Source organism: Brevundimonas sp. C43, from assembly GCF_030732185.1.
Lineage (GTDB): Bacteria > Pseudomonadota > Alphaproteobacteria > Caulobacterales > Caulobacteraceae > Brevundimonas > Brevundimonas diminuta_C.
On the sequence record NZ_CP132231.1, the window covers coordinates 2111336 to 2125645 of the forward strand.

A 14310-nucleotide genomic window follows, 5' to 3' on the forward strand; every position below is an offset into this window, starting at 1 on the left:
AAGCCCCATGTCGATCCGTTCGTTCGCCGCCCCTGGCCTGGCTCTCGCCCTGACCGCCGCAGTCCTGTCCGCCTGTGCGCCCACCGCTGGCGGCGGCCTGCCGAACGGGGGTCCGGCCGCCTTCAACGAGGCGGATTTCGGCTGGTCCCAGATGCCCGGCCGCAACAGCATTCAAGGCCAGATCGCCTTCGCTCGGGACGGCAAGGCCTTCGACTGCGTCGCCAGCGTCGGCCTGACGCCGGACACCCCCTATACGCGCGCGCGCATTCGCACCCTGTACGGCTCGACCCAGCGCGCGGCCGTGCCCGCCGCCGTCGTTCGCGCCCGCACCGTCGCCGACGCCAACGCCGATTATCGCACCTATGTCCGAGACACGCGGTGCGAGAACGGCCGTTTCCGCTTCGACGGCCTGCCCGACGGCGGCTGGTTCCTGATCGTGCCGGTCACCTCGGGCGATGCGCCTCTGGTGCTGATACAGGCGGTGCAGACGCGCGGAGGCCGGGTCGTCTCCATCACCCTGTGACCCGCACGCCCCGTCTCACGAAGATGCGACCCCGGTAACGCGGATCGCCATCTTCTGACCACGAGCGCCCCGGACTGATCGCTGCTTCTGTGTGCGAGAGTTCGGGGAGCTTTTTTCTTGTCCCAACACAATATCATAGGATCCGAGGCCTTTACGCGAGGGCCGTCGGTCATCATCCGCAAGTACAAGGGAGGCGGCATGCGGCGGCGCCGGTCCAAGACCATCGCCACCTTCATCGCCGGCGCGGGCGCGATGCTGGTGGTGGGCGCCGTCGCTGTCGCGGCCGTCTATGGCCCTGCCCTGGCGGGCGGCTGACATTGCGGGCTGGCCGTCAGGCCAGCCACACCATCATGCGCGTATCGGCCTCGGCCCGACGCGCCCGGCTCCACGCCCGGCGCGTCTCGCCGGTGTAGAGAAAGCCGGCCTTTTCCAGAACGCGGCCAGAGGCCGGATTGTCGGCGAAATGGCCGGCGACTAGCGCCCGGCGCTTCCACTTGCGGCTGGCCCAGACCAGGGTGGCGTCCAGCGCCTCGGTGGCGAAGCCCCGACCCCAGTACTCACGTCCGATCCAATAGCCGGTTTCCGGCACCCGATCCTCGCCCTCGAACAGACCGACGACGCCGATGGGCCCCACGTCCTCATGGTCGATGACGAAGGTGTTGGCTCGCCTGGGATCCTGCGAGGCGACCTGCAGCACGAAGTCGTCGGCGTCGCGCATCTGGAACGGATGCGGCATCCGCTTGGTCATGCGCGCGATGTCCAGGTCGTTGGCCAGGGCGGCGATGCGCGGCGCATCCTGGGGCGCAGGCGCACGCAGGATCAGGCGCCGGGTCTCGACGACGGGAGAGGTTTCGATGACGCACATGGGCGTTGCCTCGGATTGTCGACCATCTCCTTGAAGGGCTCGGACGGTCTTCGAGGCGGGGAAACGCAAACGGGGAGCCTGGTGATCCAGACTCCCCGCGGATTATCATCCCTGGTCCGGATCGGCTGCTGGCAGGAGCAACGCGATCCGGGAAGGTCCAGACTGCGTTACTCGGCGGCCATCGCCTGAGCGGCGTCGTCATTGGCCGCGAGGATCGACACGTAACAACGGCCGCCACGTTTGGTGGTGAATTTCACAGCGCCGTTCGTCAGGGCGAACAGGGTGTGGTCGCGGCCCATGCCCATGTTCTCACCGGCGTGGAAGGTGGTGCCGCGTTGGCGCACGATGATGTTGCCGGCCAGCACGCGCTCGCCGCCATACTTCTTCACGCCAAGGCGCTTCGACTCGGAGTCGCGACCGTTACGCGACGAACCACCGGATTTCTTGTGAGCCATCTTGCCGCTCCGTACTTTCTTGAGGGTCCTACCGGCCTTTCGGCCTACTTGAGGACGTCTCTCTTAACTGGTCTGGCGCGGTGAGCGCCGGTGAATGTCTTAGGCTTCGTCGCCGGCGGCTTCAGCCTTGGGCGCAGCCTTCTTCTTGGCCGGGGCCTTCTTGGCGGGAGCCGAGCTCTCGACCACGACGCCCTTGACCTCGGCGCCGTCCACGTCGGTCACGACCGTCTCGGTCGAACCCAGCGAGGACGCAGCGTCACGAGCGGCCAGGTTGCGAGCGCGCAGGTTGATCTCGGCCTTGGTGGTCAGATCGACCTTGCCATCCCACTTGGCGGTCTCGCCGGCGCCTTCGATGCCGGTGATGCGCAGGACAGATTCCATCTGGCGATGGCCGTTCGTGCGGCGATAGCCCTGGCGACGGGTCTTCTTGAAGATCTTGATCTTCTCACCCTTGCGGGTCTCGACCAGGGTCGCGCCGACGAAGGCGCCGTCGATCAGGGGGGCGCCCAGGGTCACGCCCTTGTCGCCGCCCAGCATCAGGACGCTGTCGAACTTCAGCTCAGCGCCGGCGTCGCCGTCGAGCTTTTCGACGACGATGGTGTCGCCCGGTTGGACCCGGTACTGCTTGCCGCCGGTCTTGATCACCGCGTACATGTTGAAGCCTCAGCGCAAACGCAAAAAAAGATACGCCCCCGGAGAGGGCCCCGGCGGCGAAGAGCGGCGACATATACGGAAGGGTGTCGGAGAGTCAACGCCGAACCGGGCGGAAATTCAGCCCCGGACGGATTATCCCCGCTATCGCCGCGCCTTGAACTCAGTCCAGGGCGCAGATGTCCGGCAGGCCCCTCAGCGTCCCTGCGTGGTCCAGGCCATAGCCGACCAGAAAGCGGTTCGGCGCCTCCCAGCCGACGAAGTCCGGCTCGGGCGCGCGGGGCTTGGGCCAGGGCTTCCTGGCGAAGACGCAGGTCAGGACTTCGGACGCGCCGGCGTCCTTGGCGATGCGCACGGCCTCGGCCAGCGACAGGCCGGTGTCGAACACGTCGTCCAGTATAAGGACGCGGCGGCCCGCGATCGGGCGCTGGAACGGGGCATAGACGTCAATCCGGCCCCGGCTGGTCTGCTCGTCGCCGTAGGAGGCCAGCCACAGGGCGTCGAAACGGACGTTGCGGCCGACGCGCGACAGGGCGCGGGTCAGGTCGGCAGCGAACCACAGGCCGCCGGTCAGCAGCACGGCGGCGACCGTATCGTCGTCGATGACGGGCGCGATGCGCTGGGCCAGGTCGGCGACGATGCGCGCCACCTCGGCCTCGGACAGAAGAACGGTCGGCGTCGGGGAGGGATCAGCCATGATGCGAGGCCGATACCGCCTCACCATGCCCCTTGTCCACAGCCCCGACCGGTCGCGCGTCGATCGGCGCGGCCGTGTTCGGCGCCTCGGCGCCGGGCGCCGTCGCCGAGCGCAGTCCCTGCGAGGTTTCGGCGGCGGGCTGCGCTGCATGCGCGGGCGCGGCCTTCGCATCCTGTCCGCCGTGTTCAGCTGGGGGTTTGGCAGGCGCAGGGCTGGCCGGCGCGAAGTCGACGCCGATCCCGGCCCCGTGGCCGCCCGGATCGGGGATCAGGGCGGCGAAGCCCTGGACCTTGCCCGGCAGGACCGGCGCCGCGTCGATCTTTACGATCTTGAACCCGACCTCGGCGCCGGCGGCGTCCAGCAGGGCCACGCGAATCGGCGGCGAGACGATCTCGACGTCGCGCACATTGCGGATAGCGCCGGACACCACGACCATGCCGGGATGGTTCGGCGCAGCCTTGGCCGTCAACGCTTCGAAGTCCAGCCCGACCGGATTGACCGGCGCGCCGAAGAATTTGTAGGCCGAAGCGGCCCGGGGGAAAGCCTGGACGATCTCGACGCGGAACAGGAAGGCCGAAACGATCAGGCCGATGAAGACGCTGGCCAGACCCGCCCAGATCACGCCCTGGGTGGCGGCGCGGCGCAGCTTCTTCTGACGATCGGCGCGGGCGCGGAACGCCCGGGGCAACTCCGGCGCCGGCGTTTCGGCCAGACTGGCCGCGGTCGGCGCGGGATCGGGTTCGGGCGAAGTTGCGGGCGCGGCGGCGGCGGCCGGCTCGGGTGTCAGGGTCAGTTCCAGCGGCTCGTCCGGCGTCGCGCGCCAGACTTCGCCGCACGATTGGCAGCGCACCTTGCGGCCTTCGGGGCCTATGGCTTCGTCACGAATGAAATAGCTGGTGGCGCAGGCGGGGCAGGTCAGTATCATGTGGCTGACTGCGAGGCTGTCGCCCCCTCCCGTAAGGCGCGACGCCGCGCCCTGTTCCTGAAACACATACCATGCCGTCCTCGCCCGTCGAACCCGCCGCTATGACCGAGACCGTTCGCCTGTCTGGCGTCGGCTTCGGCTATGTCGGCGCGCCCGACGTGCTGCGGGACGTTAACCTCATTTTGCCGCGCGGCTCTTTCCACTTTCTTACCGGGCCGTCCGGGGCCGGAAAGTCTTCGCTGCTGCGTCTGCTGACGCTGGCGGACCAACCCCGAACGGGAACGCTCCGCCTGTTCGGATCGGACGTCACGCGCATCGATCGTCGCGACATCCCGGCCTTTCGGCGGCGGATGGGTGTGGTGTTCCAGGATTTCCGCCTGCTGGATCATCTGTCGGCCTTCGACAATGTCGCCCTGCCCCTGCGCCTGGCGGGCGGATCCGAGGCCGAGTACGCCGATGACGTACGCGAGATGCTGAAGTGGGTGGGCTTGGGTCGCCGGATGGACGCCCGCCCCCCCGCCCTGTCCGGCGGCGAGAAGCAGCGCCTGGCCATCGCCCGCGCCGTCATCACCCGCCCCGGCCTGATCGTAGCCGACGAACCGACCGGCAGCGTGGACGCCGTCATGGCCGACAAGCTGCTGCGGCTGTTCCAGTCGCTGAACAAACTGGGCGCCACCGTCCTGATCGCCAGCCATGACGAGGCCCTAGCCCAGCGGTCGGGCGCGCGCGTCTTGAGGCTGGAGGCCGGACGGCTCAGCGAACCCTCGCGGGTCGCCGCATGATCCGTCTGTCCGATTTTAGTCTCTCCAGCCGCCGGCCCGGCCTGCTGCCGCCCGCCGCAGCCGGCGAGCCGTGGCTGATGACCGTCATCGCCGTCCTGTGCTTTTTGGCCTGCCTCGCCGCCGTCGCCGCCTCCGCCGCCGACCGCGCCGCGCACGGCTGGGCCCGACAGCTGGGCGCGGAGGCCACCGTGCAGGTCCGCCCCCGCGTCGGCGAAACCGGCGACACCGCCGCCGCCCGCGCGGCCGAGACCCTATCGGGCGTCGATGGGGTGGAGGAGGCCGCCGCCCTGAGCCGCAAGGCGGCCGAGGACCTGCTGCGCCCCTGGCTAGGCAACGCAGTCCTGCCCGATCTGCCCCTGCCTCATCTGGTGACCGTGCGGTTGAACCGCGACGCCCCCGCCAGCGCCGTCACCCTGAGCCGCGCCCTGGCGGAGGCCGGGCTGGACGCTACGGTGGACGATCACAGCCTGTGGCGCGGCGAGGTCGAGCGGTCCGCCGGCATGATCAGGGTCCTGGCCGGCGCCGCCTTCCTGGCCGTCGCCTTCGCTGCGGCCGCCGCCATCGCCTATGCGACCCGGGCGGGGTTGGCGGCGGGTCAAGGCGTGATCGAGACCCTGAGCCTGAACGGCGCGACCGACGGGACCATCGCCTGGCTGTTCCAGCGACGGTTCGGCCTGATGGCGGCCGGTGCGGGCGCGATCGGTGCCGGACTGGCGGCGGTCCTTCTGATCCTCCTGCGGTTCATCGGCGGATCGGGCGGCCTGACGGCGGCCCTGCCCATCAGCTGGAGCGACCTGGCGTTGCTCTCGCCTTGCCCGCTGCTGGCGGCTACGGTTGCGGTTCTCGCGGCGAGATTCGCCGCCATGCGAATGCTGGCTTCAGGACGGCCGACAGAGGGAGGGGGCGCATGAGACTGTTGAGCGTCATCTTCATCGCCGGTCTGATCTGGCTGGTCGGCCTGTTCGCCTTCGCCCACCGGGTGCGCGAACTGACGCCGGCCGACGACCCCGCCCGCGCCGACGCCATCGTGGCCCTGACCGGTCCGTCGTCCGAGCGGGTCAACACCGCCATCCGCCTGCTGGAACAGGGCAAGGGCGAGCGGGTGCTGATCTCCGGCGTCAATCGCGAGGTGCGCCGTCAGGAGCTGCGCGACCTGACGCCCGGCTCCAGCCGTCTGTTCAACTGCTGCGTCGACCTGGGCTTCGAGGCCGAGGACACCGTCGGCAACGCCCAGGAGATCGCCGCCTGGAGCCGCGCCAAGGGCTATCGCAGCCTGATTGTGGTGACCTCCGACTATCATATGCCGCGTTCGCTGGTCGAAATCCGGGGCCAGCTGCCGGGCGTCAAACTGACGCCCTACGCCATCTCCACCCCGTCGCTGGACAATGCGCGCTGGTGGCGGGCGGCGGTGACCGCGCGTCGGATGACGCTGGAATACATGAAATATCTCGCCGTTCTGGGTCGTGAGGGCGTACGCCGAATCACCCGCGACCGGCCCGCCGCCGTACCGGCCGAGAGCGAAACCGCCACTGACGAAAAGGCCGCGCCCTAAGTGAACACCCTGCGTTCCCTGATCTTCACCGCCTGGCTCTATTTGTCGATGCCGATCATCGCCATCGGCCTGTCGCCGGTCCTGCTGCTGCCGCACCGCTATGTGCAGGGCGTGTGCAAGCTGTGGGCGAAGATCGTCCTGTTCGGCCTGCGCTGGATCGCGGGGGTCAAGGTCGAGGTGCGCGGGTTGGAGCACGCCCCGTCGGGCGCCGCCCTGATCGCGTCCAAACACCAGGGAATGCTGGACATCGTGGCGCTGCTGGCCGTCCTGCCCGACGCCTGTTTCGTGATGAAGAAGGAGCTGATGCCCCTGCCTTTCTTCGGCTGGTTCGCCTGGAAGGCCAAGATGATCGCCGTGGATCGCGCGGGCCACGCCAAGGCGCTGAAAGACATGACGCGACAGGCGCGCGACCGCCTGTCCGAAGGCCGCCAGATCGTCATCTTCCCCGAGGGCACTCGCAACGATCCGGGCGTGCCGGGCGACTACAAGCCCGGCGTCGCCGCAATCTATCGCGATCTGGAAGGCCCCTGCTGGCCCGTCGCCACCAACTCCGGCGTCCACTGGCCGGCACACGGCTTCCGCCGGTATCCCGGCACGGTCGTTTTCGAATTTCTTGAGCCGATCCCGGCCCAGCTGAAGCGCGGCGCGATGATGGCGTTGCTGGAAAGTCGCATAGAGACGGCGTCGTTGGCGCTGCTGGAGCCAAAGGCCCAGCTTGCGCATTCTGAACCGGCCTGACCTCCCCGCTCGGGCGCCACCCATGGAAACGCCCGATGCTTCGCCCCCTTCTGCTCTCCGTCGCCTTCGCCGCCGTCGCCGGCTCCGCCCTGGCCCAGTCGCAACCCTACGAGCAGATCAGGCCCGCCCCCCAGAACTGGACCGTCGATCTCGGCGCGGGCGTCCTTTATCGCAACGATTCCAACGGCGACACTGGCTCCAAGACAACGGTCGCCCCGTGGGTTTCGGCCAATTATCGCGACTTGGTTTATCTCAATCCGATCGACGGCCTGGGCTGGAACGCGATCAAGACCGACGACTTCCGCGCCGGCCTTCAACTGCGCCCACGCTTCTCGGCCGATGATATCGAAGGCCTGACGCTAGATCGTCCGGGCTTCGGCGCCGACCTGGCCGCCTATGCCTACAAGCGTCTGCCCGGGAATGTGGTGGTCGGCGGTCGGATCAGCCGCGACGTGTCCGACGTCAGCGAGGGCACGGAATACTACGCCTCGATCGGCCATCAGCGCGTGACGTCGGTCGGCCTTCTGAACGCCTCGGCCTATGTGCGCGGCGGCGATTCCAAACTGGCCGACGCCTACTACGGCGTCAGCACGGCCGAGGCGACCGCAAACGGCATCAGCGCCTATTCCCCCGGCGGCGGGCTTCAGGGCGCGGGCGCCAGCCTGGTCCTGCTGGTCCCCATCGGCGACAAATGGGGCGCCGGGGCCTTGCTCAACTACGAACGCCGCCTGGGCGACGTGGCCGACAGCCCCCTGTCGCAAAGCGACGACGCCGTCCGCACCGGCGTCTTCATCGCCCGTCGCTTCGGCGGCTGATAGCAATGCGGCGGCTGCGAATGCGGCCGCCGCTTTTACCCCTTTGATAAGGTGGCCGCGAACTCGCTGAGCGCGTCGATGACGGCGCGGTTCTGGTCTTCAGTGCCGATGGTGATGCGCAGGGCCTGAGGCAGGCCGTAGCCGCCGACGGGGCGAACGATGATGCCCTTGGTGTTCAGATAGTCGTTGGCGGCGGCGGCGCGCTCGGCGCTGTCGAACAGCACCAGCACGAAGTTGCCGGCGCTGGGCAGGACGTTCAGCCCAAAGCCGCGCAGGGCCTGGGTCAGGCGCGGCTTCCAGTTCGAGATCAGATCGCGCGACGCCGTCTGGTGCGCCTCGTCCGACAGGGCGGCCGTTGCGGCCTCAAGCCCCGGCACAGAGACGTTGAACGGCAGGCGGATACGGTCGATGGCTTCGGCGACCTTTAGCGGCGCATAGCCGAAACCGATGCGCAAACCGCCCAGGCCGTGGATCTTGGAGAAGGTGCGGGTGACGACGATGTTCCCGGCGTCCTTGGCCAGCGGGAAGGCGGTTTCCCAGTCGGCCTCGGTCACATATTCCGCATAGGCCTCGTCCACGACCAGGATGATGTGGGCCGGCAGGGCGGCGTGCAGGCGGCGGATCTCCTCGCCCGTATTGTAGCTGCCGGTCGGGTTCGACGGATTGGAGACATAGACGATTTTGGTGCGGTCATCGACCTGGGCCAGGAGCGCATCGACCTCGGCCTTGAAGTTCGGCTCGGGCGCCAGCTTGACCTGGGCTTCGCAACCCAAGGCGCTGATGCGGTAGGCGAGAAAGCCGTACTGGCCGCAGACAATGTTGTCGCCCGCCGTCAGATAGGTCTGGTTCAACAGGGCGAAGACCTCGTCCGAGCCGTTGCCGAAGATCAGCCGTTCAGGCTCCAACCCGTGCAGTTCCGACACCGCGTTCCGCAGCTTGGTCGCCCGGCCGTCGGGATAGATGTGAATGTTCTTGATCGCCGCCTCATAGGCCGCACGCGCCTTTTCGCCCGCGCCCAGCATGTTCTCGTTGGAGGACAGCTTCATCGGCTCGGCGACGCCGGCGATGGACGACTTGCCGCCGACATAGGGGGCGATGTCGAGGATGCCGGGCTTGGGGGCAGGGCCGTGTGGCGCGGTCGCGTCGGTCATGGAAAGCCTTGATCTCAGAAGATGGGGGCGGCGCCGATCACGCCGCTCATTCGGCCGGGCGCGCTCTTCAGCCGCCCGTCGTCGACCTGCACATAGCCCGTCAGCATGAACAGCTTCAACCCGCCCGCCGCCGCCAGCGGATCGGCGACCAGTCCCGCGTCGCCCAGGGCGTCCACGATCTTGGTCTCGGACCAGCCGCTGTCGGTGACCCAGAAGCTGCGGTCGTCGCCCGTGGGGCCGGATGTTTCTTTGGACACGACGAAGGCCTGTGGCCGGCCGCGCCGGTCGTCCGGCAGGGCGGCGACGATCTTCAGTTCGGGCCGCGCCAGCAGGCGGCCCCACCACGGCCGGTCGGGCGAAAGGTCGATCACGGCGCGCGAGCCCGCCTCGGCCGCCTTCAACGCCTCGTCGGCGGACAGGGGCCGCGACCGCAGGCCGTAGCGGTCCGTGGCCAGGGCCTGGGCCACGCCGCCACAGACGACCAGCGCGGGTCCGGTCGCTGCCTCGATCCGGCCCCACACCGCCTTGACCGCCGCAGCCTCATCGGCTGAAGCGCCGTCCAGCAGTTGACGCAGGGCGATGGCCGAGGCGTCGGCCCGGTCGCGCGGACCGGCGGCGACCCGCGCCCGCACCGCCTCGACCAGGGTGCGATCCAGCGCCAGCAGGGCGTCGTCGGCTTCGGGTTCGTCCAGCAGGGCCATCAGAACAGCTTGGGCGCCGGGGCCAGCGGGAAGGGGCCGAGCCAGGTGCGGCCTTCGCGGAAGACCAGCGTCAGCGGCAGCTGCTCCTGTCCCGTCGCCTCGGCCGCGCCCGCCGCTGCGGCGGCCCCGGCCGCGCCGATGCGGTTGACCGGCCCCTGACGCGTCGCCATCAGGCCCGCCAAGGCGGGCAGAGGCTTTTGCGCCTGAAGCTGGACCTGGCCGGTCAGCCGGCCGTTCGCATCGGCTCTCAGAACGTCGCTGGAGAGGGTCGCACGGCTGTCGCCGGCCTGCAGATCGCCGCGCACATTGCGGAACGTCCCGCCCGCCTTGGTCCAGGCCGAGAAGACGCCCGCCGCGTCGCCGCCGGTCTTCAGCAGGCTGGCCTGGCCGATCTCGGCCTCCAGCTGGGTCGTCAGGCGGCCATCCTGGGCGAAGCCTTCGACGGGGCCGTCCGCCCGCCCCTGCCCGTCCACCAGCTGGAACATGACATCGACGTCGTCAGTCGGCGCGGTCGAGCCTTCCAGATGCGGTCGAGCATAGAATTCGATGCGCGCCGCGCGGGCGATGGGGAAGGGTTCCGCGCCGGTCTGGGCCGTGAAGACCGGATTGACCATCTCCAGCGCCAGGTTGGGCCAGCGCTGATCGATGCCGCTGGCGCTCATGCGGATGGCGTCGCCCTTGACCGCGACCTCGCCCTTGCCGGCGCGGGTCAGCATCAGGCCTTGCGGAGCCACCACGACCCATTTGGTCGGCTGATAGGCGTTGGCCTCCGCAGTCAGTTCGGTCGCCTTGATCGCATGGCCCGACGGCGCCTGAACGATCAGGTTCGTCAACGCCACATGGGTGCGAAACGGCCAGCCGTTGATGGACTTGTCGGCGAAGCGGATGTCCCAGCCGTCCTGACGCAGGGTCCGGACCTGGGCCTCCAGCCGCATATCGATCTGGCGCGTCAGAAAGATCCACCATCCGGTCCAGGCCGCCAGCGCGATCAGCACCAGGATGAAGGGCGCATACAGGCCCTTGCGGCTGTGTCGCTTGGTCGTCAAGGCGTCGGTCATGCCGGACCTATAGCGCGCCGCACCTGGCGCTTCTAGGCGGTCAAGTCGGCCAGCATCGCGTTCGCCGCCCGCCGCGCATCCTCCGGCGCCAAACCCAGCAGAAGCCCCCGCTGACCGCCGTTGATCAGGATCTGATCGAACAGGATGGCGGTTTCGTCCATCGCGGTCGGCACGGCCTTTCGCTGGCCGAACGGGCTGACCCCGCCGACCTTGTAGCCGGTCAGCCGTTCGGCGTCGGCCGGCTTCATCATCTGGGCCGACTTAGCCCCCAGAACCGCCGCCAGCTTCTTCATGCTGACCTCGCAGTCGGACGGCACGATGACACAGGCCGGAGCGCCGTCGACCAGGACCATCAGGGTCTTGAACACCTGCTCTGGCGCCACGCCCAGCGCCTCGGCGGCCTGCAACCCCACGCGCGGCGCGTCGGGATCATAGTCGTAGGGAAACAGATCGAAGGCGACGCCGGCCTTGGTCAGGGCGACGGTCGTGGGCGTGGTCTTGGACATCCTACGTCGTCTCGGGGTTCAGGAAGTTGCGGGTCAGTTCGACCGCATCGGCCAGACCCATGCGCTGGACCTCGGTCCCGGGCGGCAGGCTGGCGAACAGGCGGGTGGGGGTGGCGGCGTCCAGCATCAGGAACACCCCCTTGTCGTCGCCGCGCCGGATCAGCCGGCCGAACGCCTGGGCGATGCGGGCGCGGGCCAGGGCATCGTCATAACCCTTGCCCCCCAACCGCTCGCGCCGCGCCTTGTGCAGCAAGTCCGGGCGCGGCCACGGCACACGGTCGAAAGCGAGCACCCGCAGCGACCGACCCGGCACGTCCACCCCGTCGCGCACGGCGTCGGTGCCCAGGAGGCAGGAGTTCTCCTCGACCCGGAACATATCCACCAGCGCCCCGACCTCCAGCGGATCGACGTGCTGGGCGTAGAGCGGCACGCCCGACTTCGCCAGATCCGGGCCCAGCCGCTCGTAGACCGCCTTCAATCGGCGGATGGCGGTGAACAGGCCGAGGCCCCCGCCGCCCGCCGCAAGGAACAGTTCGCGCATCGCCGCCGCCGTCTGGCGCGGATCGTCCTTGACCAAGTCGTTGACGACGATGACACGGCTGTTGGCCGCATAGTCGAACGGGCTTTCGACCTTCAGGGTTCGGGGCGGCTCGATCAAACGCGCCGAGCCGGTCCGCATCCGCGCCAGGTCGAACGGGTCTTCCTGCAAGGGATCGGACAGGGTGGCAGAGGTCACTAGCACCCCGTGCGACGGCACGATCACGGCGGCCTCCAACGGAACGGTCGGGTCGATCCAGTGGCGACGCAGCGCCACGTCGTGGATGCGGCCGAATGCGGTCTCGGCCGACAGCCAATCGACGAAATCGGGATCGGGCTGATCGCTCCCATCCTCCAGCGCCGCCAGCATCGACCGCCATCCCGGCAAGGTCATGCGCGCGCGCCGATCCAGCCCGCGCAGCGCCCCTTCGATGCGCGACCGCTGCGACCCGTCCAGCTCGGCTGCCTCGTCGTCGAGGATGTCCTCCAGATGCCGCGACAGGGCCAGCAACGGCGCCTCGATGGCGGCCAGGGCCTGAGCCGCCGCACGCGCCGTCTCCGCCACCGGATCGGTCACCGGCTTCAGCGCGCACTCCATGCCGAACTCGGGACCGCCGTACGTATTGGTCTCCGCCGTGCGGGCGCGCAGCTGGTCCAGGGCTGCGGCCAGGAAGGCTTCGATCGGGCCGATCGGATTGACCTCGCCCGAGGCCGGCGCGACGCGGCCCGACACGCCTTCCCCCGGCAGGGCGGCCGAGGCGCGGATGGCGTCCTGCAGCGCCTTCATCGCCGCCTCATTGTCGTTGACCATGTCGCCCAGCCGCTGTTCCAGCCCGCGACCGCGACGCCCCCGCCCCTCCGGCCCCCGTATCCAGCGGCGCAGCTCAGCCGCCTCCTGGCCCGACAAGCAGGCGGAAAAGGCGCTGTCGGCGGCGTCGAACAGGTGGTGCCCCTCGTCGAAGACGATCCGCTTCAGCGCAGCCGTCTCACCGTCCTGCTTCTGGCCCCGCGCCGAGCGCGCGCCGTCGAACGCCGCCTGGGTCAGGACCAGGGCGTGGTTGGCGATGACCAAGTCCGCGCGGCGGCTGGCGCGGATCGTCTTTTCGACGAAACAGGTGCGGTAGTGCGGGCAGGCGGCGTGGACGCATTCGCCGCGCCGATCCACCAGATTGGCCGCCCCCGCCGCATGGGCGGCCGGCATGGCGAACAGGCCGGGCAGCCAGCCGGGAAAATCCCCGCCCGTCATGTCGCCGTCGCGCGTATGCAGCGCCCAGCGCCCGGCCAGCGCCAGGCCGATCAGGTCGCCATTCCCCAGCTGAGCCGCCTGCACCATGTCCTGCAGATTGAGGACGCACAGATAGTTCTCGCGGCCCTTGCGGATCACCGCCTTCTTCTTGCGCTCGGCCGGATCGGGCCACAGCGAATGGCTCTCGCGGTCGATCTGGCGTTGCAGCGCGCGGGTATAGGTCGAGATCCAGGCCGCCCCCTGGTTCCGCTCGGCCCACAGGGAGGCGGGCGCCAGATAGCCCAGGGTCTTGCCCGTGCCGGTCCCCGCCTCGGCCAGCAGCATGCGGGGCCGACCCTCTTCGTTCCTCGGCGAAAAGGCGAAGGCGGCTTCGGCGGCGTAATCGGACTGCGTCGGCCGCGTCTCGTCCAGACCCGAGGCCTGAAGCAGCTTCTCCAGCCGGATGCGGGCGCTCTCGCTGTCGACCGGCGCCGATCCCGCCTCGCCGCGCGGCGCCTCGTCCTCCCATTCGGTCAGCCTCGACCAGACATCCATCCCCGACCCGCGATGCTGGCGCGCCCGTACGCCGCCGGCCTCCAGCGCCTGAACGACCAGCTCGCCCCAGGCCCAGCCCGCCCGCTGCATCGTCAGCGCCAGGACATAGGCCGCCTCGCGCTCCGGATAGGCCGGATCGGCCAGTTCGCGCAGCAGCAGTCCCGCCGCCTCACGCAGGGCCGCCGCCTGTTCCTCCGCCGACTTCGGCTCGGCCAGACCCAGCGACAGGGCCAACCCCGTCGGCGACGGCGCACAGAAGCGCGCCGGCCGCACGAAGGCGTAAAGCTCCAGCACATCCATCAGATCAGTCGATCGCGGCGGCGGCGTCAGCCCCAGCCGGCGCGCCGTCAGCGACGCATGCGCCACCATCACCGGCCCGGTGCTGAAGAACCCCTCGGCCGCCCCGCGTCCGATCTTCCTGGCCCCCACCTCGTCGCACACCGCCCCTGCGCCCGGCGGCGTGGCGAGGGCTGGCGGCAAGTTCGCCCACGGCTGGGCGCCGCTCAGGCGGGTTTCGGAAAGGACGGATTCGTCGAACACGTCCGATAGATAGCGAGCCTGGGGCTGAAACGGA

At 69.3% G+C, this 14310-nt stretch carries 17 protein-coding genes; 7 read left to right on the forward strand and 10 right to left on the reverse strand.

The genetic code is table 11. The features are described from left to right. Positions 1-7 precede the first annotated feature (7 nt). Both Q9R14_RS10660 and Q9R14_RS10665 read left to right on the forward strand, forming a co-directional pair. A complete protein-coding gene (locus tag Q9R14_RS10660; protein ID WP_306002368.1) occupies positions 8-523 on the forward strand; it encodes a hypothetical protein in 516 nt (171 codons plus the stop codon). Positions 524-640: 117 nt separating this feature from the next. Further along, a complete protein-coding gene (locus tag Q9R14_RS10665) occupies positions 641-838 on the forward strand; it encodes a hypothetical protein (RefSeq protein WP_306002369.1) in 198 nt (65 codons plus the stop codon). A 16-nt stretch (positions 839-854) separates the two neighbouring features. Here Q9R14_RS10665 and Q9R14_RS10670 read toward each other — a convergent pair whose 3' ends face one another. The 5 genes from Q9R14_RS10670 to Q9R14_RS10690 form a co-directional block, all read right to left on the reverse strand. After that, positions 855-1388, reverse strand: a complete 534-nt coding sequence (locus Q9R14_RS10670; protein WP_306002370.1) for a GNAT family N-acetyltransferase — start codon at positions 1386-1388, stop codon at positions 855-857. A 167-nt stretch (positions 1389-1555) separates the two neighbouring features. Continuing rightward, complete coding sequence (gene rpmA / locus Q9R14_RS10675) at positions 1556-1843, reverse strand: 50S ribosomal protein L27 (RefSeq protein ID WP_039244031.1); 288 nt, start codon at positions 1841-1843, stop codon at positions 1556-1558. A gap of 99 nt (positions 1844-1942) precedes the next feature. Next, entirely contained in the window at positions 1943-2497 is a 555-nt protein-coding gene (rplU, locus tag Q9R14_RS10680) for a 50S ribosomal protein L21 (protein WP_091750606.1), read from the reverse strand. A 160-nt stretch (positions 2498-2657) separates the two neighbouring features. Then, positions 2658-3191: a phosphoribosyltransferase gene (locus Q9R14_RS10685; RefSeq protein ID WP_055754434.1), complete on the reverse strand. Its 534-nt coding sequence runs from the start codon at positions 3189-3191 to the stop codon at positions 2658-2660. Then, a complete protein-coding gene (locus Q9R14_RS10690; RefSeq protein ID WP_306002371.1) occupies positions 3184-4116 on the reverse strand; it encodes an MJ0042-type zinc finger domain-containing protein in 933 nt (310 codons plus the stop codon). Before Q9R14_RS10690 ends, Q9R14_RS10685 begins: the two co-directional genes overlap by 8 nt. A 71-nt stretch (positions 4117-4187) precedes the next feature. Here Q9R14_RS10690 and Q9R14_RS10695 point away from each other — a divergent pair, with 71 nt between their 5' ends. From Q9R14_RS10695 to Q9R14_RS10715, 5 genes are read left to right on the forward strand one after another with little or no spacing between them, the layout of a single operon-like run. Continuing rightward, entirely contained in the window at positions 4188-4898 is a 711-nt protein-coding gene (locus tag Q9R14_RS10695) for a cell division ATP-binding protein FtsE (protein WP_306002372.1), read from the forward strand. Continuing rightward, positions 4895-5809: an ABC transporter permease gene (locus tag Q9R14_RS10700; protein WP_306002373.1), complete on the forward strand. Its 915-nt coding sequence runs from the start codon at positions 4895-4897 to the stop codon at positions 5807-5809. Before Q9R14_RS10695 ends, Q9R14_RS10700 begins: the two co-directional genes overlap by 4 nt. Further along, positions 5806-6450, forward strand: a complete 645-nt coding sequence (locus tag Q9R14_RS10705) for a YdcF family protein (protein WP_306002374.1) — start codon at positions 5806-5808, stop codon at positions 6448-6450. Before Q9R14_RS10700 ends, Q9R14_RS10705 begins: the two co-directional genes overlap by 4 nt. Then, positions 6451-7188, forward strand: coding sequence for a 1-acyl-sn-glycerol-3-phosphate acyltransferase (locus tag Q9R14_RS10710; protein WP_066552743.1), 738 nt, complete (start codon positions 6451-6453; stop codon positions 7186-7188). 35 nt (positions 7189-7223) lie between these two features. Next, positions 7224-8003 (forward strand): MipA/OmpV family protein, encoded by a 780-nt coding sequence (locus tag Q9R14_RS10715; RefSeq protein ID WP_306002375.1) that lies wholly within the window; start codon positions 7224-7226, stop codon positions 8001-8003. Positions 8004-8038: 35 nt separating this feature from the next. On the opposite strand, the gene hisC is transcribed toward Q9R14_RS10715, so the two are convergent. The 5 genes from hisC to Q9R14_RS10740 are packed head-to-tail and all read right to left on the reverse strand — an operon-like array spanning position 8039 to position 14276. Beyond that, the gene (gene hisC / locus Q9R14_RS10720; protein WP_306002376.1) at positions 8039-9154 is read right to left on the reverse strand and encodes a histidinol-phosphate transaminase; all 1116 of its coding nucleotides are present in this window, start codon (positions 9152-9154) and stop codon (positions 8039-8041) included. Between the two features lie 14 nt (positions 9155-9168). Further along, positions 9169-9855, reverse strand: coding sequence for a hypothetical protein (locus Q9R14_RS10725; protein ID WP_306002377.1), 687 nt, complete (start codon positions 9853-9855; stop codon positions 9169-9171). Next, complete coding sequence (locus tag Q9R14_RS10730; RefSeq protein WP_306002378.1) at positions 9855-10913, reverse strand: DUF2125 domain-containing protein; 1059 nt, start codon at positions 10911-10913, stop codon at positions 9855-9857. Before Q9R14_RS10730 ends, Q9R14_RS10725 begins: the two co-directional genes overlap by 1 nt. Positions 10914-10945: 32 nt before the next feature. Further along, positions 10946-11419 carry a Cys-tRNA(Pro) deacylase gene (gene ybaK / locus Q9R14_RS10735; protein WP_306002379.1) on the reverse strand — a complete coding sequence of 158 codons (474 nt, stop codon included), beginning with the start codon at positions 11417-11419 and terminating at the stop codon, positions 10946-10948. 1 nt (position 11420) lies between these two features. After that, positions 11421-14276 carry an ATP-dependent DNA helicase gene (locus tag Q9R14_RS10740; RefSeq protein WP_306002380.1) on the reverse strand — a complete coding sequence of 952 codons (2856 nt, stop codon included), beginning with the start codon at positions 14274-14276 and terminating at the stop codon, positions 11421-11423. Positions 14277-14310: the final 34 nt, after the last annotated feature.